At 71.3% G+C, this 25,436-nt stretch carries 19 protein-coding genes, 1 pseudogene and 1 riboswitch; of the genes and pseudogenes, 11 read left to right on the top strand and 9 right to left on the bottom strand.

The features are described from left to right. Window positions 1-5 precede the first annotated feature (5 nt). From QOZ89_RS13115 to QOZ89_RS13105, 3 genes are read left to right on the top strand one after another with little or no spacing between them, the layout of a single operon-like run. Window positions 6-860, top strand: a complete 855-nt coding sequence (locus QOZ89_RS13115; RefSeq protein WP_312623896.1) for a glutamate synthase — start codon at window positions 6-8, stop codon at window positions 858-860. Window positions 861-910: 50 nt separating this feature from the next. Next, the gene (locus QOZ89_RS13110; protein ID WP_071051723.1) at window positions 911-2,251 is read left to right on the top strand and encodes an FMN-binding glutamate synthase family protein; all 1,341 of its coding nucleotides are present in this window, start codon (window positions 911-913) and stop codon (window positions 2,249-2,251) included. After that, window positions 2,248-2,985, top strand: coding sequence for a helix-turn-helix domain-containing protein (locus QOZ89_RS13105; protein ID WP_397428733.1), 738 nt, complete (start codon window positions 2,248-2,250; stop codon window positions 2,983-2,985). The genes QOZ89_RS13110 and QOZ89_RS13105 overlap by 4 nt, the downstream gene beginning before the upstream one ends. Window positions 2,986-3,027: 42 nt before the next feature. On the opposite strand, the gene QOZ89_RS13100 is transcribed toward QOZ89_RS13105, so the two are convergent. Together QOZ89_RS13100 and QOZ89_RS13095 are read right to left on the bottom strand one after the other, a co-directional pair. Next, window positions 3,028-3,729, bottom strand: coding sequence for a cyclase family protein (locus QOZ89_RS13100; protein WP_241842094.1), 702 nt, complete (start codon window positions 3,727-3,729; stop codon window positions 3,028-3,030). 96 nt (window positions 3,730-3,825) lie between these two features. Beyond that, window positions 3,826-4,509, bottom strand: coding sequence for a LysE/ArgO family amino acid transporter (locus QOZ89_RS13095; protein WP_083419402.1), 684 nt, complete (start codon window positions 4,507-4,509; stop codon window positions 3,826-3,828). A gap of 61 nt (window positions 4,510-4,570) precedes the next feature. Between QOZ89_RS13095 and QOZ89_RS13090 the strand changes: the two genes are divergently transcribed. Continuing rightward, entirely contained in the window at window positions 4,571-5,491 is a 921-nt protein-coding gene (locus tag QOZ89_RS13090; protein ID WP_071051725.1) for a LysR family transcriptional regulator ArgP, read from the top strand. Between the two features lie 124 nt (window positions 5,492-5,615). After that, the gene (locus QOZ89_RS13085; RefSeq protein WP_071051726.1) at window positions 5,616-6,620 is read left to right on the top strand and encodes an isopenicillin N synthase family dioxygenase; all 1,005 of its coding nucleotides are present in this window, start codon (window positions 5,616-5,618) and stop codon (window positions 6,618-6,620) included. A gap of 13 nt (window positions 6,621-6,633) precedes the next feature. Here the strand turns inward: QOZ89_RS13085 and QOZ89_RS13080 are convergent, their stop codons facing one another. Beyond that, window positions 6,634-7,371, bottom strand: coding sequence for a maleylpyruvate isomerase family mycothiol-dependent enzyme (locus QOZ89_RS13080; protein ID WP_312623894.1), 738 nt, complete (start codon window positions 7,369-7,371; stop codon window positions 6,634-6,636). A gap of 418 nt (window positions 7,372-7,789) precedes the next feature. Between QOZ89_RS13080 and QOZ89_RS13075 the strand changes: the two genes are divergently transcribed. Then, window positions 7,790-9,610 (top strand): alpha/beta hydrolase, encoded by a 1,821-nt coding sequence (locus QOZ89_RS13075; RefSeq protein ID WP_312623893.1) that lies wholly within the window; start codon window positions 7,790-7,792, stop codon window positions 9,608-9,610. 18 nt (window positions 9,611-9,628) lie between these two features. Here QOZ89_RS13075 and QOZ89_RS13070 read toward each other — a convergent pair whose 3' ends face one another. Continuing rightward, the gene (locus tag QOZ89_RS13070; protein ID WP_071051727.1) at window positions 9,629-10,591 is read right to left on the bottom strand and encodes a DUF5996 family protein; all 963 of its coding nucleotides are present in this window, start codon (window positions 10,589-10,591) and stop codon (window positions 9,629-9,631) included. A 385-nt stretch (window positions 10,592-10,976) separates the two neighbouring features. Continuing rightward, window positions 10,977-11,063: riboswitch (ZMP/ZTP riboswitch) on the top strand. A 140-nt stretch (window positions 11,064-11,203) separates the two neighbouring features. Between QOZ89_RS13070 and glyA the strand changes: the two genes are divergently transcribed. Then, on the top strand, window positions 11,204-12,478 hold the full coding sequence (glyA, locus tag QOZ89_RS13065) for a serine hydroxymethyltransferase (protein WP_071051728.1): 1,275 nt from the start codon (window positions 11,204-11,206) through the stop codon (window positions 12,476-12,478). A gap of 215 nt (window positions 12,479-12,693) precedes the next feature. Here the strand turns inward: glyA and QOZ89_RS13060 are convergent, their stop codons facing one another. From QOZ89_RS13060 to QOZ89_RS13050, 3 genes and pseudogenes are all read right to left on the bottom strand, one after another. Beyond that, on the bottom strand, window positions 12,694-14,235 hold the full coding sequence (locus QOZ89_RS13060) for an aldehyde dehydrogenase family protein (protein ID WP_312623892.1): 1,542 nt from the start codon (window positions 14,233-14,235) through the stop codon (window positions 12,694-12,696). Continuing rightward, the gene (locus QOZ89_RS13055) at window positions 14,235-15,362 is read right to left on the bottom strand and encodes an AMP-binding protein (protein ID WP_071051800.1); all 1,128 of its coding nucleotides are present in this window, start codon (window positions 15,360-15,362) and stop codon (window positions 14,235-14,237) included. The genes QOZ89_RS13060 and QOZ89_RS13055 overlap by 1 nt, the downstream gene beginning before the upstream one ends. 309 nt (window positions 15,363-15,671) lie before the next feature. Beyond that, window positions 15,672-16,559 (bottom strand): annotated as a pseudogene (locus QOZ89_RS13050) (PP2C family protein-serine/threonine phosphatase); the annotation flags it as partial. A gap of 581 nt (window positions 16,560-17,140) precedes the next feature. Between QOZ89_RS13050 and QOZ89_RS13045 the strand changes: the two are divergent. From QOZ89_RS13045 to QOZ89_RS13035, 3 genes are all read left to right on the top strand, one after another. Continuing rightward, on the top strand, window positions 17,141-19,372 hold the full coding sequence (locus QOZ89_RS13045; RefSeq protein ID WP_312623891.1) for an ABC transporter ATP-binding protein: 2,232 nt from the start codon (window positions 17,141-17,143) through the stop codon (window positions 19,370-19,372). A gap of 228 nt (window positions 19,373-19,600) precedes the next feature. Continuing rightward, a complete protein-coding gene (locus QOZ89_RS13040; protein ID WP_071051729.1) occupies window positions 19,601-21,202 on the top strand; it encodes a DUF262 domain-containing protein in 1,602 nt (533 codons plus the stop codon). Then, a complete protein-coding gene (locus QOZ89_RS13035) occupies window positions 21,203-22,441 on the top strand; it encodes a type II toxin-antitoxin system HipA family toxin (protein WP_312623889.1) in 1,239 nt (412 codons plus the stop codon). It begins immediately after the preceding gene. Between the two features lie 69 nt (window positions 22,442-22,510). On the opposite strand, the gene ettA is transcribed toward QOZ89_RS13035, so the two are convergent. After that, window positions 22,511-24,193 carry an energy-dependent translational throttle protein EttA gene (ettA, locus tag QOZ89_RS13030; RefSeq protein ID WP_071051731.1) on the bottom strand — a complete coding sequence of 561 codons (1,683 nt, stop codon included), beginning with the start codon at window positions 24,191-24,193 and terminating at the stop codon, window positions 22,511-22,513. 155 nt (window positions 24,194-24,348) lie between these two features. Between ettA and QOZ89_RS13025 the strand changes: the two genes are divergently transcribed. After that, window positions 24,349-25,017, top strand: a complete 669-nt coding sequence (locus QOZ89_RS13025; protein ID WP_241842096.1) for a ribonuclease FAU-1 family protein — start codon at window positions 24,349-24,351, stop codon at window positions 25,015-25,017. Here the strand turns inward: QOZ89_RS13025 and QOZ89_RS13020 are convergent. Beyond that, entirely contained in the window at window positions 24,980-25,333 is a 354-nt protein-coding gene (locus QOZ89_RS13020) for an ArsR/SmtB family transcription factor (protein WP_071051732.1), read from the bottom strand. The two genes, QOZ89_RS13025 and QOZ89_RS13020, sit on opposite strands and share 38 nt — an antisense overlap. Window positions 25,334-25,436 lie beyond the last annotated feature (103 nt).

Genomic DNA, 25,436 nt, shown 5'->3' with positions numbered 1-25,436 from the left:
CTCCTGTGAGGTACGAGCAGGAGGCCGGAGCGCGCGGGCGAGGGAGCGAAGCAGAGATACCGAGCGACCGGGCCACCGTCGAGGCGCCCCAGCCCTTCCGGATCGGCGAGTCCGATCCGGCGGGAACCCCGGCCGGTGCCGCTGGCGCTGGCGCTTCCACGGCCGGGACGGCGAGCACCGTCACTTTCGACCTCGGGGCCACGATGGTGCGCGCGCTCAACAGCGAGCTGCACGCCCCGTCGGCTACGTCCTACGAGGTGCTGCGCCCGCAGGGCGCGCACGCGATCGCCGCCGGTGTGCACGCGCCGCTGACGATCGACATCCGCGGCCATGCCGGCTACTACTGCGCCGGGATGAATGACGGTGCCACGATCACCGTCCATGGCAACGTCGGTACCGGCGTCGCGGAGAACATGATGTCCGGGCTGGTCCGGGTGCGCGGCGACGCGTCGCAGTCGGTCGGCGCGACCGGTCACGGCGGCCTGCTGGTGATCGAGGGCTCGGCGTCGATGCGCTGCGGCATCTCGATGAAGGGCATCGACATCGTCGTCGGCGGCGACATCGGCCCGATGAGCGCGTTCATGGCCCAGGCTGGCCGGCTGGTCGTCTGCGGTGACGCCGGCGATGGCCTCGGCGACTCGATCTACGAGGCGCGGATCTACGTCCGCGGCGCGGTCGGCGGCCTGGGCGCCGACTGCGTCGAGAAGGAGCAGCGCCCCGAGCATCTCGCCGAGCTCGCCGAGCTGCTCACCGCCGCCGGCATCGAGCCCGTCGGCGAGTACGCGCCCGGACGGTTCCGCCGCTACGGCTCGGCCCGCCGCCTCTACCACTTCGCCGCGCACAACTCGACCGCCTACTGACGCCGCGCCAGGCCGACCAGGCCGACCAGGCCGACCAAGAGGAGGGTTCCATGACCGGGTATCCGCCGGACCCAGCGTCGCTCGGCCTTCGGGAGTCCCACACCTTCGACCGGGCGACGATCGCCGGCATCCAGCGTGCCGCAATGACCGGCGTCTACGACATCCGCGGCGGGGGCGCCAAGCGCCGGCTGCCGCACTTCGACGACCTGCTCTTTCTGGGGGCGTCGATGTCGCGTTACCCGCTGGAGGGTTACCGCGAGCGGTGTGACACCGATGTCGTGCTCGGTGACCGCAACGCAAAGTACCCGCTGCGCCTGGCGATCCCGGTGACGATCGCCGGGATGAGCTTCGGGGCGCTGTCCGCGCAGGCGAAGGAGGCCCTTGGCCGCGGGGCCAGCGAGGTCGGCACCTCCACCACCACCGGCGACGGCGGGATGACGCCCGAGGAGCGCGGCCAGTCCAAGCACCTCGTCTACCAGTACCTGCCGAGCCGCTACGGCATGAACCCGACCGACCTGCGCAAGGCCGACGCGATCGAGGTCGTGCTCGGTCAGGGGGCCAAGCCCGGCGGCGGCGGCATGCTGCTCGGGCAGAAGATCTCGGACCGGGTCGCCCAGATGCGTACGCTCCCGGCCGGGATCGACCAGCGTTCCGCCTGCCGGCACCCTGACTGGACCGGCCCCGACGACCTCGCGATCAAGATCCTGGAACTGCGTGAGATCACCGACTGGGAGAAGCCGATCTACGTCAAGATCGGCGCGTCCCGGACGTACTACGACGTGAAGCTCGCGGTCGCGTCCGGCGCGGACGTCGTCGTCGTCGACGGCATGCAGGGCGGCACCGCGGCCACCCAGGACGTGTTCATCGAGCACGTCGGCATCCCCACGCTCGCCGCGATCCCGCAGGCGGTGCAGGCGCTGCGGGAGCTCGGCCTGCACCGCAAGGTGCAGCTCGTCGTCTCCGGCGGCATCCGTACCGGCGCGGACGTCGCCAAGGCGATGGCACTCGGCGCGGACGCGGTGGCGATCGGTACCGCGGCGCTCATCGCGCTGGGCGACAACGACCCGCGTTACGCCGACGAGTACGCGGCGCTCGGCTCCGCCGCCGGCTTCTACGACGACTTCCAGGACGGCCGCGACCCGGCCGGCATCACCACGCAGGACCCGGAGCTGGCCGTCCGGCTCGACCCGGCCGAGGGCGGCCGCCGGCTCGCCAACTACCTGCGGGTGCTGACGATGGAGGCGCAGACGATCGCGCGCGCCTGCGGCAAGTCGCACGTGCGCAACCTGGAGCCCGAGGACCTGGTGGCGCTGACCATCGAGTCCGCCGCGATGGCACGCGTCCCGCTCGCCGGCACGACGTGGATCCCCGGGCAGGGAGGCCTGCTGTGAGCCGGAGCTCGCGGATCGGCCCCGCGATCCGCCCCGGGCCCCGGGAGCGATCCCGGGGCGCCGAGCGCCGCGACGGCGAGGATCTCGGCGCGGCCCGCACCCCGGACACCGGTGCGGCCGCGCGCGAGGTCGCCGCCCCCTCGCCCCAGGAGGGGCGGCTCGAGCGGGTCATCGCGGCCCAGGTACGGCGGATGCGGCAGGCTGCCGGACTCACCCTCGCCGAGCTGGCCGCGCGCAGCGGCATCTCGAAACCGATGCTGTCGAAGATCGAGAACGCGAACACCAGCTGTAGTCTGACGACGCTCGCCCGGCTCGCCGACGCCCTCGACGTGCCGGTCACCTCGCTGTTCCGCGGCGCGGACGACCAGCGGGAGGCCGTCTTCACCCCGGCGGGCGCCGGCGCCCGCATCGTGGCCCGCGGCACCCGGGTCGGCCACGACTACACCCTGCTCGGCGGCCTGCGCGGGCCCCACAAGCGGATGGAGGCGCACCTGGTGACGTTGACCGAGCGCAGCGAGACCTTCCCGCTCTTCCAGCATCCCGGTACCGAGCTGATCTACATGCTCGAGGGGGAGATGGTGTACGACCACGGTGAGGCCAGCTACACCATGCGCCCGGGCGACGCTCTCCAGCTCGACGGCGAGGGCATCCACGGCCCACGGGACCTGGCCACCCTCCCGATCCGGTTTCTCTCGGTCGTCGCCTACAGCGCGGGAGCCGACGACCAGACCTAGGGGCGGCGAGGCGGAACGGTGACGGAGGCCTGGGGACGAGGCCTAGGGACGAGGCGCCCGGGCCCCTTGCCGCGTGGTCCGCGCGACGGCCCGGATCGGGGCGCCGTCCGAGCCGGCGAGCGCCAGCGGGAACAGGAACATCTCGATCGCGTGGCCGGCGTCGCGCGCCGCCAGCAGGCGCCGCGCCCCGGTGAGGTTCTCCGCGATGACGGCGCCCGCACGGCACAGGATCTGGTGGGCCGGCAGGGTGAACTCCTCGTCCGGCCCGGTCGTGCGGTCGACGCTCGCGGCGTCGACCGCCACCGTCCGCGCGCCGGCCTCGACGAGGGCCCGCGCCGCGTCGGCGCCGAGATACGGGTGACGCAGGTACTGGTCCGTTCCCCAGTGCGCCGACCAGCCGGTGACGATCACCACGACGGCGCCGTCGGGCAGCGCCGCGGGCATGGCCTCCGGGCCGATCTCGGCGCCTGGTCCGTAGCGGCGCGCGTCGAGGAGGACCGCTGGCCCGGCGAACCGCGCGAGCGGGATCTCGTCGAGCCGGGGAAGCGCGTCGTCGACGTGGTACGGCGCGTCGACGTGGGTTCCCGTCTGCGACCCCAGGTGCACCCGCCGCACGTTGACGCCCGAGTCGGCGACCGTCAGCGCCGCCGAGACCGCCACTTCGGGATCCCCCGGGTAGACCGGCATCCCCGACGTGATCGGCACCGTCAGGTCGATCAGCTCCACACCCGTGGCATCCGGCACACGGCTCAGCTTCGCAGCACCCAGGCGCGCGCCGGCGACGGGCAGACGCCGCGCGGGCACACTCCACCCCCGGCGTCCACCTCCGGCGCCGGCCCATCAGGGGAAAGCTACGCGATAGGTCACGTACAGCATGGTCAGGCCGATGACGAGGTCCAGGACGCGCCAGGTCCTGGGGCTGGCCAGCGCGCTGGACGCGAGGCGCGCGCCGTAGCCGAGGCCGGTGAACCACAGGCAGCTCGCGAGGCCGGCGCCGGCGGCGAAGCACCATCGCCCGGTCGTCCCCTCGTTGCCGCCGACGGTGCCGAGGACGAGCACGGTGTCCAGGTAGACATGCGGGTTCAGCCAGGTGAAGGCGGCCGTTCGCGCGGCGACCACGGCCCGCGCCGATCCGGCTGATCCGTTCGCCTGAGCCTGGGCGTCGCCTGGGTCTGCGCCTGCGTCGGTGCCCCGGTCGGCGGGGGAGCCGCCGTCGACGCGCAGTGACGACGGTGCGCGCCAGACGCGGCGCAGCGACCCGGCGGCGAACCAGAGTAGGAAGGCGACGCCCAGCCAGCGGACGGCCGCCAGTACCGGCCCGGCTCGGGTCAGCAGGCCGCCGACCCCGCCGACGCCGGCGACGATCAGCGCCAGGTCCGAACCCGCGCAGATCACGACGACTGTGCCGACCCACTGCCGGGCGAGCCCCTGGCGCAGGACCAACGCGTTCTGCGCACCGATGGCGACGATCAATGAGAACCCGGTGAGCAGACCGGCGACGGCGGAGGCGAGCACGGCCGTCACGCTAGGTCGTCCATCTCCTGAAGACCAACGAAAGATTCTTCAGATTCATTAGCATCGCTTCATGTCCCTGGAGCTGCCGCCGGCGCAGCTGGCGACCCTCGTCGCGATCGTCGAACTCGGCAGCTTCGACGCCGCCGCCCGCCACCTGCACCTGTCGCCGAGCGCGGTCAGCCAGCGGATCCGCGCGCTCGAGTCAGCCGCCGGCCAGGTCCTCGTCCGCCGCTCGGCACCGTGCCGGCCCACCACCGCTGGCGAGGCGCTGCTGCGTTTCGCGCGCCAGACCAGGCTGCTGCAGGCAGAGGCGCTTGAAGCGCTGGTCGGCCGCTCGTCGGCCAGGGCCGAGGTGTCGGTGGCGGTCAACGCGGACTCGCTCGCCACCTGGTTCGCGGACGTCGTCGCCACGGCCGCCCGCTGGGACGACGTCGTGCTGCGGCTGCACGTCGAGGACCAGGCGTTCTCCGCCGACCTGCTCCGCGGCGGCGAGGCCCTGGCCGCCGTGACCAGCGACCCGGTCGCCGTCCAGGGCTGCTGGGCGGAGCCGCTCGGAACGCTGCGCTACCACCCGGCGGCCACCCCCGGACTCGCCGGCCGCTGGCGGCTCGCCGCCGCTGGCCACCACGCTGGTTACCAGTGGGATCGGATGCCGCTCGTCGTCTTCAACGAGAAGGACGACCTCCAGCACCAGCTCCTGCGCGAGCTGGGCGTCACCGGCGCCCCGGCGGCGCACCGGGTGCCCACGACGGCGGACTTCCACACGGCGGTCCGCCTCGGCCTCGGCTGGGGCATGCTGCCCGAGGCACAGCTGGCGGAAGACCTCGCCGCCGGCCGGCTGGTCGTCCTGACCGAGGCCCACCTCGACATCGCTCTGCACTGGCAGCGCTGGCGCCTCGACTCGCCGCTGCTCGACCGGCTGAGCACGGCGGTCCGGGCCGCCGCGGCCCGCCACCTGCGCCGCGACGGGCCGGGCCCGGCCCGGTCCTAGACTGCGCGCGAGGATTCCCCGTCCGGATCGGCCGTTCCTCACCGGCGGACGGGGCGCGCCGTGGGTCAACGTCGACCGGCGTCGGCGACCGATTCCGCGTGCCTTCCGAGGGGGAGCGAGAACCATGAGCACACCCGAGTACGCGCTGACCGAGCTGGCCAGGGAGAGCCGGCTCGGCGGGGCTGGGACCGAGGCGACCGACCGGGAGATCCGGCGGATCTCGCTGCGGGACTTCGACGCCCGGCGGGACGAGGTCACGGCCGAGCTGTGGTCGGCGGCGGCCGACATCGGGTTCTTCCAACTCGTCGACCACGGGATCGATCCTGAGGAGATCGACGCGGCGTTCGCCGCGACGGAGGCGTTCTTCGCGCTGCCGGACGAGGCGAAGGGCCGGTTCCCGCTCAGGAAGGGGCAGAACGCCGGCTGGGAGAAGATGAGTCAGGTCCGGCCGTCCACCCGCACGGCGGACCAGAAGGAGTCGTTCCAGGTCACCCGGCCGCGCATGGACGGGCTGTGGCCCAGCGACGACGACCTCGCCGGATTCCAGGCGACGATGCTCGGGTTCGAACGCCGGTGCTGGGAGCTGGCGATGCGGGTGCTCGGCTGCTTCGCCGACCGTCTCGGCCTCCCGCGCGACTTCTTCACGGCCGCCCACGACCCGGCCCGCGCGACCTACCAGAGCACGCTGCGGCTGCTGCACTACTTCCCGGTGCCGCCGGAGGTGCGTGCCACGCCCGGGATCTGGCGCGCCGGCGCGCACACCGACTTCGACTGCCTCACCCTGCTGTTCCAGCGGGAGGGCCAGGGCGGCCTGCAGGTCCTGCCCGGCAAGGAGGCCGCCGACGAGCGGTGGACGTCGGTGCCGGCCACCGCGGACGCCATCACGTGCAACATCGGCGACATGCTGATGCGGTGGAGCGACGACGCGCTGCCGTCGACGTTCCACCGCGTCCGGCTGCCCGGGGCGGGCGAGTACGACGGCTCCCGCTACAGCCTGGCGTTCTTCGCGCAGGCCAACACCGACGCCGTGATCAGCAGTCCCTCGGGCCGCCACCCGGACATCACCGCCGGCGACTACCTCCTCCAGCGCATCCAGGCCAACTTCGCGGCGGGCGCCGCGGCGCGCTGAGCGTCCCGCCTCGTCAGGTGGGGCGCAGCGCTGTCAGGAGGTCCTGGTCGCCGAAGGCGGTCAGGCCGGGGGCGTCGAAGGGGATCCGGCCCCAGAGGGCCAGCAGGACCTGGCTGGCCGGGCCGCGGAGGCCGGCGTCGCCCTTGTGGTGACCCTCGGTGACGTCGACAGTGTCGCCGGTCAGGCTGATCATCCACTCGCCTGGCGTGTCCGTGAGATGGATGTGGGCTGTTCCGTCGCCGGGCGCGGACAGGCCGGCGGCGCGGATGGCCGGCAGCAGGATGCGCAGAGCCTCGTCGACGCCGTCGGCGGCGAACACCGGATCGAACTCGCGGGTCTCGCCGACCGCGCCGGCCGCGTCCCAGGCGTGGATCTGCGTCTCGTGGGACAACCGGCGCCGCCAGAAGGCGGCGACCTGCGGCTCGAGGGTGAAGTTCCACGCCGGAGCCGCCGGGTCGAGATCCCGGAACGCGGCGAGCGTGCCGGCGACTCCACGGCGGAAGTACTCGACGAGTGCGTCGTTCTCGGCCGGCGGCCGCTCGACGCGGGGCGGCGGGTCGACGACGCCGCGGGGAAGGTGCGTCACTGTCGAGTCCAGCAGGCGGCCGACGTGGCTCAGCAGCCGGCGGTTGTCCCAGCCGGGGCAGGAGGGCACGGGCGCGTCGAGGTCCTTGGCCGCGGCGGCGAGGAGCGCCTCGGCCTCCGTCTGGAACAGCGCTGGGTAGTCCACGTCCGGATTCTGCCGCTTCATCACCCGAAACGCATCCAGCCGGCTGCCTCGGAGCCGCACAGGACGGGCCAACCAGTCCGCGGCGACGCGATCCAGACACTCCCTGCCGGGAGGGGTCGCACGAGGCGGGGGGTTGTCCGCGCCGAGGGTTGGGGCCCGGGTGCGGCGGGGAGGCAGCACGACGCGACTGTCACGCAAAGTGATTGATCTGTCGCCCGTGCTGGCGGCTCGTCGCTGATCGCCGCGCCAACCGGCGCCGCGCCAACCCGACCGGAGGCCGAGGCCCGTGAACCAGCCCTGGCGGTACCAGGACCAAGGCCTGCGTCGGGACGAGCATCGAAGCCATCGCCGAGGTCGCCGGCACGCGGGCGCCGGGGGGAGGCAGGCCACGGCGGCCGCCGGCTCGCGGCGGGCGCGCCTCACCAGCGCGCTGGCACTGGTGTCGCTGTCCGTGGCCGGCCTCGTCGCCCCGGCGTCGGCCGCCGGCGCGGTGGTGGCTTTGCCGCGGCCGGCCGGGACGGACCGGCTGTCGGCGTGGACGGCGTGCGGCAAGGGGCTGGAGTGCGCGACGCTGCCCGTGCCGCTGGACTACGCGCACCCCGGCAAGGGGACTATCGACCTCGCGGTGATCCGCCGCCTGGCGGCGGACCCGGCGCGGCGGCTGGGATCCCTCGTCTACCTGGAGGGCGGGCCTGGCGTCTCCGGCGTCGACTCCATCCGGACGTACCCGGAGCTGTTCGACAAGGCCGTGCGCGACCGGTTCGACATCGTCGGGTTCGACCAGCGGGGTGTCGGCGCGAGCGTGCCCGTCCGGTGCCTCACCGACCAGCAGAAGGCCAGCGAGCTGTCCGACAGCGCTGTCGTTCCGCACCGGGCCGCCGGTGCGGGCGCGGGTGCGGGTGCGGGTGCCGGTGCGGGCGCGGGCGCGGGTGCGGGCGCGGGTGCCGGTGAGGGGGCCGGTGAGGGGGCCGGCCGGCTGCCGGACGGCTCCTCCTCGGGTTCTTCGAGTTCTTCCACGGTCGGTCCCTACCGGGCCGGTGGCGGTGCCGGTGCCGGTGCGGGGGCCGGCCGGCTGTCGGACGGCTCCTCCTCGGGTTCGTCGAGTTCCTCCGCGGCCGTTCCCTCGGGCGCCACCAGCTCGGCTCACGGCCCGTCCTCGTCGCCCGCCACGGAAACGCCTGCCGGGGAGGCGACCGCCCGGGAGAACGAGGTGCTGGCCGGCTTCGAGGGCACCGCCGCGTCGGACCGCCTGGTCGCGCGGGGATGCGAGCGCTGGAGCGCGGCGCTGCTGCCGTACCTGTCGACCGAGTTCGCGGCCCGCGACCTCGACGTGCTGCGCGCCGCGCTCGGTGACGATCGGCTGACCGCCTACGGCGCCTCGTATGGCACGGAGCTGGGCGCCACCTACGCCGAGCTGTTCCCGACCCGGATCCGCGCCATGGTCCTCGACGCGGTGGTCGACCCGAGGCTGTCCATGAACGATCCGTTCGCGGAGACCCGGCTGCAGGCCCTGGGTTTCGAAGCGGCCTTCGACGCATTCCTGGCCAGCTGCGCGAGCGACCCGAACTGCGGCTTCGGCCACGGCGACCCCGCGGGCGCCTACGACCGGCTGATCGGCCGGCTCGCGGAGCACCCGATCAAGGTGCGGGGCAAGGACGCCGACAAGACTCGGTCGGTCGACGACTCCACCGCGATCACGGCCGTGATCCAGCTGCTCTACAGCGAGGAGCAGTGGCCGATCCTCGCGGCCGCCCTGCAGCTGGCCGACGACTACAACGACGGCTCGGTGCTGCAGGCGCTCGCCGACCAGGGCTCCGGCCGGCGCCAGGACGGCACGTACGACAACTCCTTCGACGCGAACACCGCCATCAACTGTGCCGACCAGACCTACCCGACCGACCTCGCCGTCTTCCGACGGTTCGTGCGCGATCTCTCCCGGGATGCCCCGCGCTTCGGAGCATCCATCGCGCTGGGCGGCATGACGTGTGCCTTCTGGCCGGTCCGGTCCGCTGACCGCTACACCGGGCCGTTCCGCGCCGAGGGCTCGCCGCCGATCCTGCTGGTCGGCACCACTGGCGACCCGGCGACGCCCTACGCCGAGGCACGCTCCCTTGCCGGGCAGCTGTCGAACGCCGTCCTGCTGACCTGGGACTCCTACACCCACGGCGCCTACGAAGGCCCCAGCACCTGCGTCCACAACGCCGTCAACCGCTACCTGATCGACCTGGTCACGCCCAAGCCCGGCACCGTCTGCTCCTGACGGCGCCGTACCCGGGTGCTAGCTCCCGAGGCTCGCGGTGTGGTGACAGATCACCGGGTCGGTGATGCCGTGCGGGCAGGCGAGGCCGTCGATGTCCCAGCCGGCGCGGCGCGCGCCGGCCTGGTAGGCGCTCTCGTAGAAGTCGAGCGCCGCGGCCTTCCGGTCCGGGCTGTCCTCGAGGGCGGCCAGCGGCAGGATGGCCAGGTGGCTGCCGCGCCGCGGCTGCCAGGTGGCCAGGCCCTCGGGGCGTAGCGGGTCCTCGGCGAGGCCCGGCGGCTCCGGCGCGGTGTAGGAGTAGAACGCCGGCTCGGGTAGCTGGTCGTCGCCGAACCAGAAGCCGAAGCTGATCACCTCGCGGGAGTATGCCTCCCTGGTCACCGGGTCGATGTCGGGGCCCTCGTCGATGTGGCGGTCGCCGAAGCGGGTGTGGGCGATGTCGAACGTGTGCCAGAAGTGGTGCACCGGGCTGACCTTGCCGGAGAAGCCCTCGGCGAACTCCTCCAGCAGCAGGTTGACCTGGCTGAGCGTCTGCCAGTACCGCATCACCTTCGCCGGGTCGTAGGCGGCGTGCTCGGTGTCGTCCTCGAACGGGCGGCGGGAGTCGGCGAGGTCGAACGGGTGGGGGTGCTCGATGTGCACCTTCACGCCGATCGCCCCGAGCGTGTCCATCGTCCGGCTGTAGAACGACGCAACCGAGCGCCCGGCCAGCGGGAACGAGATCGACTCTCCGTCCAGAGCGTGGACGAGCAGTTCGTGGCCGACGAAGTCGAAGTCGATCGTGAAGATCAGGTTGCCGTCCACCTGGCCCATCGGCCGGGTCGTCACGCCGCGGCCAGTCAAGTGGAACGGGACGTTCCACCAGTGGTTGCGGCGCGGGCTCGCGGCAAGGCGGATCTTGCCGACCACCTGCAGGTAGCGGTGCAGGGTCTCCTTGGTGTCGATCCATGACGAGAGCGAGAGCGGCGCGAGCGTCTCCACCATGTCTACGTTCCTCCCCCATGCCTGACCGATGGGGACAGTGTCGACACGGTCGGTGCCCGCCGCATCTTGGATCAGGACGGTCCGGCGGGATCCGGGCGGGCCGCCGACGTCCCGGCTGGCGAGCTCGTGAGCACGCGGGCGTGTGAGATCCGTCGGCATCGCTTGTCACACATCCCGCCGGACGGATAGCCAGGTAGATGGTGCGTTGATGTCGTCTTGGTCGCGTCGCCGGGCTCGTCTGCGCGGCCGGACTGCGCTCCCGAGCCGGCGAGCACGCGTCCGGCAACCTCGCCGCCACCGCCTGCCAGGTCGTGGCGGACGATGCCGCCGTCTCGCGGCGCGGGCCGGGTGTGGATCGCTCGCTGGAGGTGACCGGCTAGACTTCGGGCCGAGTCGTGACTGGCGTGCTGGGGTGGAATCAACCACCGGGGAGCGACCAATCGGCACGGCACCGTGCGCCTGGGTGCCGCCGAAGGTGACACCGGGTAGCTGGTGTCACCGGCGGACAACGCCTGCCCGCACGCGGATCGTCCGTCGGCGGCTCACACGGACGACCTAACGGCGACGTGTGGACGCGGACGGGCCGGGCAGCCACATCCTGGAGGTCTCCCCATGCACGAGCCACCCATCAACCACCTGGCCAGCGCCGACCCGGAGATCGCGAGCCTGGTCGAGTCCGAGGCTCAGCGGCAGTACGAGAAGATTCGCCTCATTGCGTCGGAGAACTACGTCTCCACCGCCGTTCTCGAGGCGGCGGGCACCATCCTGACGAACAAGTACTCCGAGGGCTACGTCGGCAAGCGGTACTACGAGGGCCAGCAGTTCATCGACCCGATCGAGACGCTGGCCATCGAGCGCGCCAAGTCGCTGTTCGGCGTCGAGCATGCCAACGTCCAGCCCTACTCGGGCTCGCCGGCCAACCTCGCCGTCTACCTGGCCTTCCTGCAGCCGGGCGACACCGTGATGGGCATGGCGCTGCCGATGGGCGGCCACCTCACCCATGGCTGGTCGGTCTCCGCCACCGGCAAGTGGTTCCGCTCGGTGCGCTACACCGTCCGCCAGGACACCGGCCGCGTCGACATGGACGAGGTCCGCCAGCTCGCGCTCGCCGAGCGCCCGAAGGTCATCTTCTGCGGCGGGACCGCGATCCCGCGCACGATCGACTTCCCGGCGTTCGCCGAGATCGCCCGCGAGGTCGGCGCGGTCCTGGCCGCCGACATCGCGCACATCGCCGGCCTGATCGCCGGCGGCGCGCACCCGTCGCCGGTCGGCCACGCCCCGGTCATCTCGACCACGACCCACAAGACGCTGCGCGGCCCGCGTGGCGCGATGCTGATGACCGACGCGGCCCACGCCTCGGCGATCGACAAGGCCGTCTTCCCCGGCCTGCAGGGCGGCCCGCACAACCACACCACCGCGGCGATCGCCGTCGCGCTGCGCGAGGCGGCCACCGCGGACTTCAAGACCTATGCCCACCAGATCGTCGCGAACGCGGCGGCGCTCGCCGAGGCGCTCACCGAGCGCGGCTTCGACCTCGTCTCCGGCGGAACCGACAACCACCTGATCCTCGTCGACCTCACCAGCAAGGGCATCGGCGGCAAGCCCGCCGCGCAGGCGCTCGACCGGGCCGGCATCGAGCTGAACTACAACGCCGTCCCGTACGACACCCGCAAGCCGTTCGACCCGTCCGGCCTGCGCCTGGGCACCGCCGCCGTCACCACCCGCGGCATGGGCCCCGAGCAGATGCGCCAGATCGCCGCCTGGATCGACCAGGCCGTCAAGGCCGCCGCCGACAACGACGAGGCCGTCCTCGCCCAGATCGCCGGCGAGATCCGCGACCTCACCGCCGGCTACCCCATGCCCGGTTGGGATGGCGGTCGGCGATAAGGACGCTTGCGCGTCCATCGCCGCCCCGCCTGCCGGGCGCTGAGCGCCCTCCCAACGTGGTTCCGGGCCAACGTATGTGACGGTGGTCTGGCTTGTACCGGGTCGATGAGGTGGCTGGGTTGGGGCTGCGCTGACGCGCCCTCGCTGGCGGTGGCCAGGTCGGCTGTCCGGCCGCCGGGTGTCTCTCGCCCGGCGGCCGGACGCTTTTCGCGCGCTCAATCGCGGATGACGGCCTTTGTACGCATGAGGAACTCGCCGAGATAGCCGTCGTGAGGGACGTCGGGACGCATCCAGTAGGTCGGGTGGTCGCCGAGGTAGACGTTGCTGATCGACGGGTCGTCGACCAGCCGGTCCACCAGCCGGGCGTCCTCGGTGATCGCGGTGAGCACCAGGGTGTCGCGCAGCGGTCCGGCACCGTCCTTCGCCGACCACGGTGCCACCCAGACGCACGGGAACCCCAGCTCGATGCCGGTCTGCGGCGCGTCGGCGCGGTCCACCTGGAAGACGGCCGGGCGCAGCACGGCGCCGCCGCCGGGCAGCGGGTCGACGATCCCGTCGCCTCCGAGGCGCGGGGTGGCGTCACCGGCATGGTCGAGCAGGTACTTCTCCACCGCCCGGGCCGTCTCGACCGGCTGGGTGGGCAGCACTGCCCGCTCGTCCTCCGGCGGCAGGCTCGGGATCGCGGCCAGCCGCTCGGTCAGCGCCTCGGCCAGCGGCGTCGGGTCGCCCTCGACGTAGACCGCGGTCGTGTTCACGCACGCGGTGCCGCCCTCGTCGGCCACTGAGCCGACGATCATGTCCAGGTGTGGCCGCCAGTCCTCCCCGGAGACGAGGATCTTCGACCGGCCAGGCCCCTGGGGCAGGACCGTGCCGTCATGGGCGTACTTGTGGACCACCTCGTCGCCGCCGTAGGCCATCGACAGGTCCGCCGCCAGCAGGATGTCGTCGGCGACGGTGTGGTCGGTCGGCAGCAGCACCACCTGGTCGGCGCCGAAGCCGGCGTCGCGCAGCGCGGCGATCAGCCGGTACGGGGTCAGCGGCTCGCGGCGCGACGGCCGGACGGCGACCCGGTAGCCGAGCGCCAGCGCCTCCGGCCACAACGAGTGCACCCCTGGGTGGTTGCCGGCCGCGTGGACCGCGAACACCTCGGCGCGCCGGGTCCACACCGCGCGCCCCTCGCGGGTCGCCGGGTCACGCCAGCTCTCGACGGCGGCCATCGGGCGGGCACACCCGGCGTCGTCGCCGGCGCCGGTGAGGCTGCGCGCGATTCCCTTCACGGCCGAGCGCACCACGGAGATCGGCATCCCGGACATCCGGCTCACCAGGTGCGTGTACTCGTCGGTCGGGATCCCGGCCGGCGCGCCATGCTCGAACGCCTCGGCGGCCCGGGCCAGCGCCGCGAGCCGCTCCTCGGCCGGCATGGTCTCCGCCTTGCGCAGCGCGGCCATCGCGCGGTGCACGAAGAGGCGGGGAACCAGGCTGAGCTCGGCCATCGGCGTACCCGTCACGTCGTTGATCGTCAGCCGCTCCCGCGACCGGAACGGCCCGTTTGGCCCGAGCGCGTCCAGCTGGAGGCAGTCGGGCTTGACGGCCGTGCCGGGGGTGACACGGGCGGGACCCGCCTGCCCGGTGGCGGCCCTGGCGGGCCCGGTGGAGGGCCCCTTGCCGGTGCCGGTGCCGGTGCTGGTGGCGGTGGCGGTGGCGGCGCGGCTCGCGGCGGCGGGCGGGGTCGCGCCGGCGCTGTTCGGCCCGGTCATCAGTACACCCCCTCGACGACGGTCTCCCCGCCGAACACCCCGACCGGCCTGACGTCGGCGACCGAGTCGCCCACCTGCGCCGACCCTGGCAGGGGCTCGACGCGGGTGGCGAGGTCGCGTTCCAGGTTGTTCGGCAGCAGCGTGGAGCGGCTCACGTGGTTCATCACCACCTGCCCGCTGGCGCCGTACTCGACCGGCCGGAGGGTCTCCGGGTCGACGACCGAGAACGTGACGTAGGGCGACGGCGGGTCGAACACGCACGGGTCGTCCGCCGTGAGCCCGTGGCGCTCCACCGCCGCGCCGAGGACCATCGTGCTGCCGTAGCGGCCGTAGAGCGCGGCGCCGGGGAAGATCTCGGTCATGTACAGGGAGCGGGTGTCGGCGTCCATGTGGGCGCCGCCCCACTCGATCATCCTGACCTTCGCCCGGACGAGCTCCACGAGGTCGTCGTGGCGGGCGAGGCGCTCCAGCAGCGGCGGCGTGATGACCATGACGCGGATGTCCTGCGTCCTCAGCACGTGCCGGACCTGGTCGATGAGGTGGTCGGCGTACCGGTCGGCCTCGTCGGCGTGGCCCTCGGCGATGACGCGCTTCACCCACCGCGGGTCGAGGTCGATCGTGAACCGCAGCCTGCCGGCCCGGCGCACGAACCGCTCGATGAAGGCGCCGAACATGTGCGGTCCGGTTGGGGTGACCGCGAGCCAGTCGACGCCGGTGGGGGAGCCCCGGGCGGCCAGGTCGGCGAGGCTGTAGCCGGTCAGCCAGTCGAGCCAGTCATCCAGGAAGACGACCCGCTTGGGCGGCCCGGTCGTCCCACCGCTCTCGTACACCCCGCCGATCCCGGGATCGGCTCCGTAGCCACGGGGGACGAGGTCGTAGGCCGGCACCTCGCGCAGCAGGTCCACGAGGTTGGGGAACTTCGCCAGGTCCGCGATGGTGTGCACGTCCCGGCGCGGGTCGAAGCCTAGGTCACCCGCCGCCCGCAGCCAGAACGGCGAGCCGGTGGCCGGGTCGAAGTGCCAGCGCATCGCCGCCTCGACGAACTCGGTTTCCGGGACGGTCTCACCCGGTGGATGGTCGAGCACAGGCTCGGGTAGGCGCAGTCCCAGATCGGTGAGTGGAGTCATCTCCGTCGTCCCCTCCGTCGTCCCCGCTTTCCAGCGTCGTCTCGATGTCCTGTCCGGTTGGTGTCCTGTCTGGTCGTGGTCGGACGTGTTGCCTGGTCGGCTCTGTGCCGACGCTGATCCGCCGGCCGCGGTAAGGCTTGGCTGCTCGCGGCGACGGTCGCCCGGGGCCGGGCCAGGGGCCGCGAGGCCGACCCGGCGGTGGGTCGAGAAGGCCGGGGTGCTGGGAAGGACCGGGCGTGGGTCGGCCGGCACCTCCACGGCCAGCAGGGCGACGTCGTCGCCCAAGGCCGAGCCGGTCCACTCGCGGACCGTGGCGGCGAGGTCCGCGAGGGCGTCCTCGAGGGTGCTCGCGTCGCCGAGGGCGCGCTCGACGGCGGGCAGCAGCGGGAAGAAGGCGCCGGTGCGCCGTTCCCGCGCCTCGGCGATCCCGTCGGTGTAGAACAGCAGGCGATCACCCGGCTCCAACGCCATGGTGACCACGCCCGCGTTGTTCTCCATGGCCCTCGCGCCCCCCGCGCCGAGGCCCAGAGGCGGCTGGCGGTCGGACGGTGACAGCAGCCGGACGCGCCCGCGCCGCCACAGCACCGGGTCGGGATGGCCGGCGTTGGACAGGGTGAGCCAGCGCCCGTCGAGTTCGGCGACGATGCCGGTCACGAAGTCGTCGAGCCCGCCGACACTGGCCACCTCGGCGTCGAGGTCGGGCAGGACGTCGCCGATGTACCGGCGGCCACGGGCGACCACGCGGAAGCAGCCGAGGACCCGGCTGGCCAGCCGCACCGCCTCGAGCCCCTTGCCGCGCGCGTCACCGATCAACAGCCTCGTACCCCAGGGGCTGTCGACCAGGTCGTAGAGGTCGCCGCCGACAGTCGCCTCGGCGGCGGCGCTCTCGTAGCGGACCGCGAGGCGCAGGCCCTCCCGGGACACCGGGGGCACGTCGGTGAGGATCGCCCGTTGCGCTGCCTCCGCGACGCGCCTGACGTTGGCGAGCGTGGTCTCCCGCCCGGTGTTGTACCGGCTGGCCAGGATCGCCAGCACGCCGCCGATCGCGACCCCGCCGAGCCGGACGATCTGCGCCGTCCAGCCGCCCGCCGTGGCCGTGTCGAGGTTGTCATACCAGCCAAGCCCGAACGCGGTGATGAGCGCGGCGACCGCGTACACGGCGGTCAGTCCCGGGCCGGCGAGCGTCGCGGCGGCCATGGGGCTGATCACCACCAGCTCACGGATCGTCCACGTCCGGTTGCTGACCTCCAGCAGGATCACCGCGAGCAGAGTGAGTGCCGGCAGAACCACCGCCCACCAGGTGCGCCGCGACGAGGTCACCCGGCGCCGGGCCCTGGCCGCGCGCCGCGGCCGGCCCCGCCTGCCCGGTCGTCCCGCGACTGCGGGGCGCGTCCGGCGCACCGTGGCGGCGGCCAGCGGGTCCGGCGGGTGCACGAGCCGCGAGTGGCCGCCGGCCCTCGCGCGCGGCTCCCCGTCCGGTCCGCGCGGGGCCGCGCGGGTCCTTGCAGGCATACGTCGGCCCGTACCCGGTGGTCCGCCCCCACAACCGGCACCCACGCCCGGCGCCGCCCGCCGGCGGTGTCGCGGTCGGCCGTGCGCGAACGTCGCACGTCCCGAATGCGCGGGAGAGGACGATGGTCCTGGTAGGAGCCAACTCGATCGCCAGACGCTGGATGCCGGCTGGGCGAGGCCCGGGCGGGTTTCGCCGGGTTCGCCGGGTGTGCCGCCAGGAGGCCATCCGGCGGGCGGCGGCGGTCGAGGAGCGCGAGGGGGGTCGCATGCCGGGTAGGCGCCGTTCTGCCAGACGCGGGCCGGAGCGGGACGAGTCCGGCCTGCCGAGCGGCCTCACCGGGCCGGTCGACATCCCCGATCCGCCACCGGATCCGCCGAAGCCGCGGCGTGAACGGCTGCGGGACGCCGGCCGCGGCGCGCGCGCGACCGTGGTCGGGCTTCCCCGGGTGCTGCGGCTGTGCTGGCGGGCGAGCGCGCCGGCGACGGTGATGCTCGCGCTACTGACCGTTGTAGTCGGGCTCTTCCCCGCGCTGACCGCGTCGACGGCGCGGCTGCTCGTCGACGCGGTGGTCCGGGCGGTGCAGATCCGGGCGACCCATCAGCCGGACCAGTCGGTCCTGGCGCTGCCGTTGCCCGGAAGCCCGCGGGTGGCGACGCTGACCGGCACCCAGGTTGTCTTCTGGCTCGTCGTGATCCAGTTCGCGGTGTCCATCCTCAGCCAGCTGCTGTCGGCCGCGCGGTCCATCGTCCAACGCATCCTGTCCGATCGGCTGTCGCTCACCGTGCAGACGATGGTCGTCGAGAAGGCGAGCCAGCTCGAGCTGAGCTTCTTCGAGCAGTCCGAGTCGTACGACCTGTTGCAGCGCGCCTCTCAGCAGGGCACCCGGCCGTTCGACACGCTCACCACGTTCTTCGGGCTGCTGCAGACGGTGGTGACGTTCGTCAGCATGATCGGGCTACTCATCAGCCTGAACCCGCTACTCGGGGTCATCGTGCTGGTGGCGCCGATCCCCGCCTTTGTCGTTGACACCCGCTACGGCCGGTGGACCTACATGCGTAGCAGGTGGACATCGCCGGTGAACCGGCGGATCTCATACCTGCAGCGGGTGCTGACCACGGACACCGACGCCAAGGAAATCAGGATCTTCAACCTGGGCCCCTACCTGGTCGAGCGATTCCGGCTGCTGTCGGTCAACTACAACCAGCGGCTACGTGAACTGGCCATCCGCCGCCAGCTCGCCGAGCTGGGCTGGAGCCTGCTCGCAGAGCTCGCCCGCTCGGGCAGCTATCTCTACGTCGCGCTCCAGGCCGCCGCCGGGCGGCTCACGCTCGGCGACCTGACTCTCTACGGCACCGCCGCCTCCAGCGTGCAGGGCAACGTGTCGAGCATGTTGGGCTCGCTCACTCAGATGTACGAGAACAACCTGTACGTCGACGACCTGTACCGCCTGCTGGCCACGCCGACCGAGGCGGAGCGCCTGGCCGCCGACCGGGCGGCCCGGCTGGCGGCCGCGTCGCCTGGGGCAGCATCGGCAGCATCGGCAGCGATCGAGGCGGCGCCGGTCGACGCCCCGGCCGCGGTGCCGGCGCCGCGGGCCTCACCCGGGCCGGCACAGCTACTGGAACCGGCGCAGCTACCGGCACCGGCGCAGCTACCGACGCCGCTGCGCGGGCACGTCGTCTTCGAGCGTGTCTCGTTCCGCTACCCGGGCACGGAGGTCGTGGCGCTCAACGACGTCAGCTTCGAGGTCGGCGCCGGGGAGACGATCGCGATCGTCGGCCGCAACGGCGCCGGGAAGTCGACGCTAATCAAACTGCTGTGCCGGCTCTACACACCGGACAGCGGCCGGATCCTCGTCGATGGCGTCGACATCGCCGACGTGGACGCGGAAGCGCTGCGTGCCCAGATCGGTGCGGTCTTCCAGGACCATGTCTCATTCCAGGCCAGCGCCGCGGAGAACATTGGCCTGGGTGAGCTCGCCGCGCTGTCCGACCGGTCGCGCGTCGAACAGGCCGGCCTGGACGGCGGTGCGGACGGCTTCATCCGCGCCCTGCCGCACGGATACGACACGTCGCTCGGCCGCTGGTTCGGCAACGGGGTGAACCTCTCCGGCGGTGAATGGCAGAAGGTCGCCCTTGCCCGCGGCTTCATGCGCGCCGCCCGGATCCTCGTCCTCGACGAGCCGAGCGCCGCCCTCGACGCCCGCGCGGAGCACGACCTGTTCACCCGGCTGCGCGCCTTGGCGACCGGCCGCACCGCCTTCTACATCTCGCACCGCTTCTCCACGGTGCGGCAGGCGGATCGGATCATCTTCCTGGAGGACGGCGGCATCACCGAGTCCGGCACCCACCGCGAGCTGATGGCCCTCGGCGGCCAGTACGCCGAGCTCTTCACCCTCCAGGCCGCCGCCTACATCGACGACCCGGCCCCGAACGACCGCCCGGGACAGGACACGTCAGGAACCGCTCCGGCCGGGTTGCCACGATCGCGGCCGTGAGGCCGGTGAGGAAGCTACGAGAAGAAGCCCACACTGTCGGTCGATGCCTTCTAGGTCGAATAGCTTGGCCATTGCCGGCGTGTGCGAATGAGGGCCAAGGTGGTCTTGGTTGGCGCTAGGCACGGTATCGCGCGGTCTCGGCGTCCTGCCTGGAACCTTCGAAGCAGAGTAGTCTGGCAGGACCGCCACGATCTCCTCGCCGTGGCCGAGCCGAGAGGGACGTACACGATGGTGACGGCGGCTCCTCTTGATCGCTCTGGCTCTGAAAGTTTCAGCATCCCCAGCTTGGTCCAGCTGGCGCGTCAGGGCTCCATCAGGGTTCCCGTGTTCCAACGGGACTTCAGCTGGGACGCAGGAGACGTGCGCGACCTGTTCGACAGTATCTATCGGGGTTTCCCGGTGGGGACACTACTCTTCTGGCGGCACAAGGCTGCGGCCGGTCAGGCTTCGCTTGGCCCAATTGAGATCCTGGCCGAAGAAGACGAATACGCATACTGGGTCGTAGACGGCCAGCAGAGAATCATCTCTCTCGCGGGTTCCTTGGCTCCCGGTCTGGGTGGTGTTGACGAACGTTTCGAGGTGTACTTCGACCTCGAGACGCAGAAATTTGTCAACCTTCGTAAGGGGGTGCACGCACCACGTGCAATACCTGTTCGGGATGCGTTGGAGACTAGGAGTCTCCTCACCTGGCTAAGGCGGCACGCCGACGACCTTGCGGCCGATGACTACGATCTGGCCGACCGGCTCGGCGGCGCCATACGTGACTACCGGATCCCCGCTTACGTGGTGACTGGCGAGGATCAAGAAATCCTGCGAGAACTGTTTGACCGGGTGAACTCGTCCGGCAAGCCGATGAGTCGCGCGCAGGTTTTCCACGCCCTTTTTGCCAGCGGTACGGAGCCGGGCAGCCCTGCCAGCGTGGTGGCTGCGCTGCGCAAGCTGAAGTTCGGCGCTCTCGATGAGAATCGCGTCGTGCAGAGCCTGCTGGGTATTCGAGGCGGCGACGTATCGAGAGATCTTCGTGGTGAGTTCGGGCCGAGAGAGGACCCGGCGAGTTGGTACGACCGAACCGAGCAGGCGCTCGCCAAAGCCATCGAGTTTCTTCGCGGTGAGGGTGTGGAGCATCTACTACTCGCCCCGAACACGTTTCCCCTGCCAGTCTTGGCGACGTTCTTCTTCCTGCATCCTGAACCGCAGCCTTGGACACTCCGTCTTTTGGCGCGTTGGCTCTGGCGTGGCTGGGTTCATGACTTCGGGCGGGAAGGAGGGCAGACCCCGGTGCTGCGCCGCGCCATCAGGTCTGTTAACCCGCACAAGCTGGAAGTGGACCAGGCACCGGACGAGTACTCGGCGGTGAAGTCGTTGCTCGAATATGCTCCGGATCGGCCGGTCCCCCACCTGCCGCTTCAGAATTTCAACACGCGATATGCCCATAGCAGATTGGTCCTGTTGGCACTGGCGTCGCTACATCCTCATGGCCCGGAGAGTAGTCCTGTCGACCTCGCTCGGGAATTCGAGGAGCATGGGACCGAAGCGGTCACCGAGATAGTCCGCAATCGCCGCTCGTACGTTGCGGCTCGCTCGTTCTGGCCAAGAGACGCCATACCCATCGAGGAAGTTTCCGCTCCGTCGGTGCTTGCCAGCCATGCGATTGACGAGGAAGCCGCCGCCTACTTGTGGGCGGGCCAGATCGAGAAATTCCTTGACCGGCGTGAAGAGCTGATCGGTAAACTTGTCGGAAGGTTCCTGGACAGCCGAGTTGAGCCGGGTGCTCTTGTGCGTCCGTCGCTCGCTGATTTGATCGCGACCGGAACGGCCGAGGAGGGCTGAGTGGACGTTGACACCACCCTCCTCATTCAGATCCAGACGAGGGGAATCTGGGTCGACGCGGGGTACCTGCACGGCACGCGAGACCAGAAAAACTGGTTCGAATTCTCTGAGTCCTACTGGACCATGCGTGACCGTCCCGTACTCGGCCAGATATTCGAGGAACGTGGCCGGTTCTGGCAGCCCAGCGCGCGCGTTGCGATTCCGCACTGGTTTTCCCACCTCCTGCCCGAGGGTCGGCTGCGACAGGCCGTCGCGGACGCCGCGCACGTCAACAGCCGGCGAGAGTTTGAACTACTCAGGCGGCTTGGCGCCACGGATCTCCCGGGCGCCGTACGCGCCATACCGGCGATCACGCCGTCGGCAGCATCGTCGCCTGACCTAGCCACTGTGGAGGAACCAGCCGAACACGAGGACCCGCTGTTGAAGTTCAGCCTGGCGGGGGTGCAGCTGAAGTTCTCGGTATACGGCGACGACCGTGGGCTGACTGTGCCGGCCCACGGCCAAGCGGGCAACGTCATTCTCAAGTTCCCGGATGGGCGGCCGGGTTTCACGGGTGTTCCGGAGGCCGAACTGGCCAGTCTCGAACTCGCCCGTGCGGCCGGCATCGACGCGCCGAAGGCGTTTCTCATCCGACCTTCGGAGGTACCTGGGCTGGAAGACTGGGCACGGCGAACGCCTGGCGTGGCGCTGGCTGTATCCCGCTTCGACCGAGGTCCTGGTGACCTGCGCATCCACATGGAGGAGATCGCGCAAGTCATGGACATCCCAACTGCACGGGAATCGGCGAAGTACCGGCGGGCGAACTTTGAAACGATTGCGGTACTCGTCGAGGCACTCGCCGGATCTGATGCAGTGGGCAAGGTTATCGACCGGATTGTTCTCAATGTCCTGCTCGGAAATGGCGACGCACATCTGAAGAACTGGGCGGTGCTTTACCCAGATGGACGGTTGCCAATCTTGAGTCCAGTCTACGACGTAGTCCCGACCGTTCTGTTCATGGAGAACGACGATCTCGGGCTCAGGCTGGGGGGCACCAAGAAGTTCGCCGACGTCACGGTTGCGACATTCGAGGGCATTGGAAGCCGGACCCAGTTCGGCGTCCCTGAGACGCATCGGCGCGTCCACGACGCGATCGAGAAGGTGCTCAACGCCTGGCCTGTACTCGGAGAGCACCTGGCAGCTGATGCGTACCAGCGCCTCACAGAACGGCGGGATGCGCTCTCTCTCCTCCGAGAGTAACAGGGCGATTTCAGGCGCTGCTGTGGCCGTCACCGGCCCGGGTGACGGCCGCAGCGGAACCGCGGTCTCTCAGTCGCGGTTGAGCCTGCGGTAGGTGACGCGGTGCGGCCGGGCGGCCTCCTGGCCGAGGCGCTCCAGCTTGTTGGCCTCGTAGTCGGCGAAGTTGCCCTCGAACCAGAACCACTTCGCCGGATTCTCGTCGTCGCCCTCCCACGCGAGGATGTGGGTGGCGACCCGGTCGAGGAACCACCGGTCGTGGGAGATGACCACGGCGCAGCCGGCGAACTCCAGCAGCGCGTCCTCCAGCGAGCGCAGCGTCTCGACGTCGAGGTCGTTGGTCGGCTCGTCGAGCAGCAGCACGTTGCCGCCGTGCTTCAGGGTGAGCGCCAGGTTCAGCCGGTTGCGCTCACCGCCGGAGAGCACGCCGACCGGCTTCTGCTGGTCGGGGCCCTTGAAGCCGAACGACGACACGTAGGCCCGGCTCGGGAAGTCGACCTTGCCGACGATGATGTGGTCGAGCCCGTCGGAGACGACCTGCCAGACGTTCTTCTTCCCGTCGAGGCCGGAACGGCTCTGGTCGACGTAGGAGATGTCGACCGTGTCGCCGACCGTCAGCGCGCCCGAGCCGGGCTTCGCCTCGCCGGTGAGCATGGTGAACAGGGTGGTCTTGCCGACGCCGTTCGGGCCGATGATCCCGACGATGCCACCGCGCGGCAGGCTGAACGACAGGTTGTCGATGAGCACCCGGTCGCCGAAGCCCTTGGTCAGGTTCTTCGCCTCGATCACCAGGCTGCCCAGCCGCGGGCCCGGCGGGATCTGGATGTCGTCGAAGTCGCGCGGCCTGGCCTTGTCCGCCTCGGCCGCGAGCTCCTCGTAGCGGGACAGCCGCGCCTTGCTCTTGGCCTGCCGCGCCTTCGGGTTGGAGCGGACCCACTCCAGCTCCTGGGACAGCACCCGGCGCCGCTTGGCGTCCTTCTGCCCCTCGACCTTGAGGCGGGCCGCCTTGTTCTCCAGGTACGTGCTGTAGTTGCCCTCGTAGGGGTGTGCCCGGCCGCGGTCGAGCTCGAGGATCCAGCCGGCGACGTTGTTGAGGAAGTACCGGTCGTGTGTGACGGCCAGCACCGCGCCGTGGTAGCGGGCCAGGTGCTGCTCGAGCCACAGCACCGACTCGGCGTCCAGGTGGTTGGTCGGCTCGTCGAGCAGCAGCAGGTCGGGCGCCTCCAGCAGCAGCCGGCACAGCGCGACGCGGCGCCGCTCGCCACCGGAGAGCTTGGAGACGTCCGCGTCTGCCGGTGGCAGACGCAGCGCGTCCATCGCCTGGGCGAGCTGGCTGTCGAGCTCCCAGGCGTTCGCGGCCTCGATCTTGTCGATCAGCGCGGCCTGCTCGGTCAGCAGCGTGTCGAAGTCCGCGTCCGGGTCGGCCATCTTCTCGTTGATGGCCTCGTAGTCGGCGAGCACCTGACGGATCTCGCGGACGCCGTCCTCGACATTGCCGCGGACGTCCTTGGTCTCGTCGAGCACCGGCTCCTGGGCCAGCATGCCGACGGTGTAGCCGGGAGAGAGCAGGGCGTCGCCGTTGCTCGGATGGTCGAGCCCGGCCATCAGTTTGAGCAGGGACGACTTCCCCGCACCGTTGGGACCTACGACCCCGATCTTGGCGCCTGGCAGGAATGCCAGGGTCACGTCGTCGAGGACGACCTTGTCGCCGTGGGCCTTGCGCACCTTGCGCATCTGGAAGACGTACTGCGCCATGCGTCAACCCTATTGGTCCGCGCGGCGATCTTGGCGACGCGGTGATCGGAGGCGAGGTCGCGCGTGCCCGTCGGACACCGGTTTCCCTCCATCTGACCGACATGCGTCGCGCCGTCCGGGGCCGGGACACCTCCGGGAGGCGCTATCGTGGGCCTGTGGATCATGTTGAGCCGGTGTTCGAGCCGGGCGAGCTGATCCTGCACCGCATGTTCACCGACGACGAGCTGGTCTTCGTCCGTTGCGGCGTGGTGGTCGGCGACGACGAGCGCGGGCTGCGGGTCTGGATCCCGAACGGCGGTCCGGCGGCGGTCCGGATGAGCGAGGACGGCCGCGGGATCCGCGACATGCCGTTCGCCGAGTGGATCACGCAGCCGACGGCGTTGACCCGCACGACCTGGTGGGGCCCGGACATCTTCATGCTGATCCCGCCCGACCGGGCGCACAGCGTCTGGTGGTTCTGGGACTGGCGCGGCAGCTTCGACGCCTGGTACGTCAACCTCGAGGAGCCGGTGACCCGCTGGCGCGACGGCGCCGTGGCCGGCGTCGACGGATGTGACCAGGATCTCGACATCTGGGTCTGGCCGGACCGCGGCTGGGAGTGGAAAGACGAGGACGAGCTCGAGGAGCGCCTCGCCTTCCCGGATCGCTACTGGGTGCGCGACGCCGCCGCCGTCCGTGCCGAGGGCGAACGACTGATCAAGGACGCGGAGGCCGGTCTCTTCCCGTTCGACGGCACCTGGCACGACTTTCGCCCCGAGCCGGCCTGGCGCGCCCTTCCGTTCGCCCTCACCCCCGGCTGGGACCGTCCCCGAACGCACCGGTGACGCCCGCCGGCGCGAGGGCACCGGTAACGATGGCGGTCAGGAGGCCCGGGAAGCGGGCGTCGAGGTCGTCGCGACGCAGCCGGGAGAACTTGTGGGTGCCTTCGGCGCGGGTGGCGATGACGCCGGCCTCGCGCAGGACCCGCAGGTGATGGCTGCGGGTCGACTTGGCCATCCGGCCGGCGAGCAGCTCACCGCAGGCGGCCTCCTGGACCTGGGCGAGGGCGCCGACGATCTCGAGGCGGGAAGGGTCGCCCAGCGAGGCCAGCACGGCGACGAGATCTATGTCCTGGGTCGCCGGCATCGGCAGCGTGCCCATGACCCACCTCCCAGCCTCCGGCCCGGGGCGCCGCCCCGGGCCACCAGACAACCACAGTCAGGAACGCCGCGAGGCTCGCATCATTTCCCGGGAATGCCCTGGG

The organism is Pseudofrankia coriaricola, assembly GCF_032027725.1.
Classification (GTDB): domain Bacteria; phylum Actinomycetota; class Actinomycetes; order Frankiales; family Frankiaceae; genus Pseudofrankia.
This window is presented reverse-complemented; position numbering and strand designations above follow the sequence as displayed.

Coding starts and splice junctions, on each gene's coding strand:
- QOZ89_RS13110 (WP_071051723.1), top strand. CDS start 911: ATGACCGGGTATCCGCCGGACCCAGCGTCGCTCGGCCTTCGGGAGTCC.
- QOZ89_RS13090 (WP_071051725.1), top strand. CDS start 4,571: ATGTCCCTGGAGCTGCCGCCGGCGCAGCTGGCGACCCTCGTCGCGATC.
- QOZ89_RS13085 (WP_071051726.1), top strand. CDS start 5,616: ATGAGCACACCCGAGTACGCGCTGACCGAGCTGGCCAGGGAGAGCCGG.
- QOZ89_RS13080 (WP_312623894.1), bottom strand. CDS start 7,371: ATGAAGCGGCAGAATCCGGACGTGGACTACCCAGCGCTGTTCCAGACG.
- QOZ89_RS13070 (WP_071051727.1), bottom strand. CDS start 10,591: ATGGTGGAGACGCTCGCGCCGCTCTCGCTCTCGTCATGGATCGACACC.
- glyA (WP_071051728.1), top strand. CDS start 11,204: ATGCACGAGCCACCCATCAACCACCTGGCCAGCGCCGACCCGGAGATC.
- QOZ89_RS13060 (WP_312623892.1), bottom strand. CDS start 14,235: ATGACCGGGCCGAACAGCGCCGGCGCGACCCCGCCCGCCGCCGCGAGC.
- QOZ89_RS13055 (WP_071051800.1), bottom strand. CDS start 15,362: ATGACTCCACTCACCGATCTGGGACTGCGCCTACCCGAGCCTGTGCTC.
- QOZ89_RS13045 (WP_312623891.1), top strand. CDS start 17,141: ATGCCGGGTAGGCGCCGTTCTGCCAGACGCGGGCCGGAGCGGGACGAG.
- QOZ89_RS13040 (WP_071051729.1), top strand. CDS start 19,601: ATGGTGACGGCGGCTCCTCTTGATCGCTCTGGCTCTGAAAGTTTCAGC.
- ettA (WP_071051731.1), bottom strand. CDS start 24,193: ATGGCGCAGTACGTCTTCCAGATGCGCAAGGTGCGCAAGGCCCACGGC.
- QOZ89_RS13020 (WP_071051732.1), bottom strand. CDS start 25,333: ATGGGCACGCTGCCGATGCCGGCGACCCAGGACATAGATCTCGTCGCC.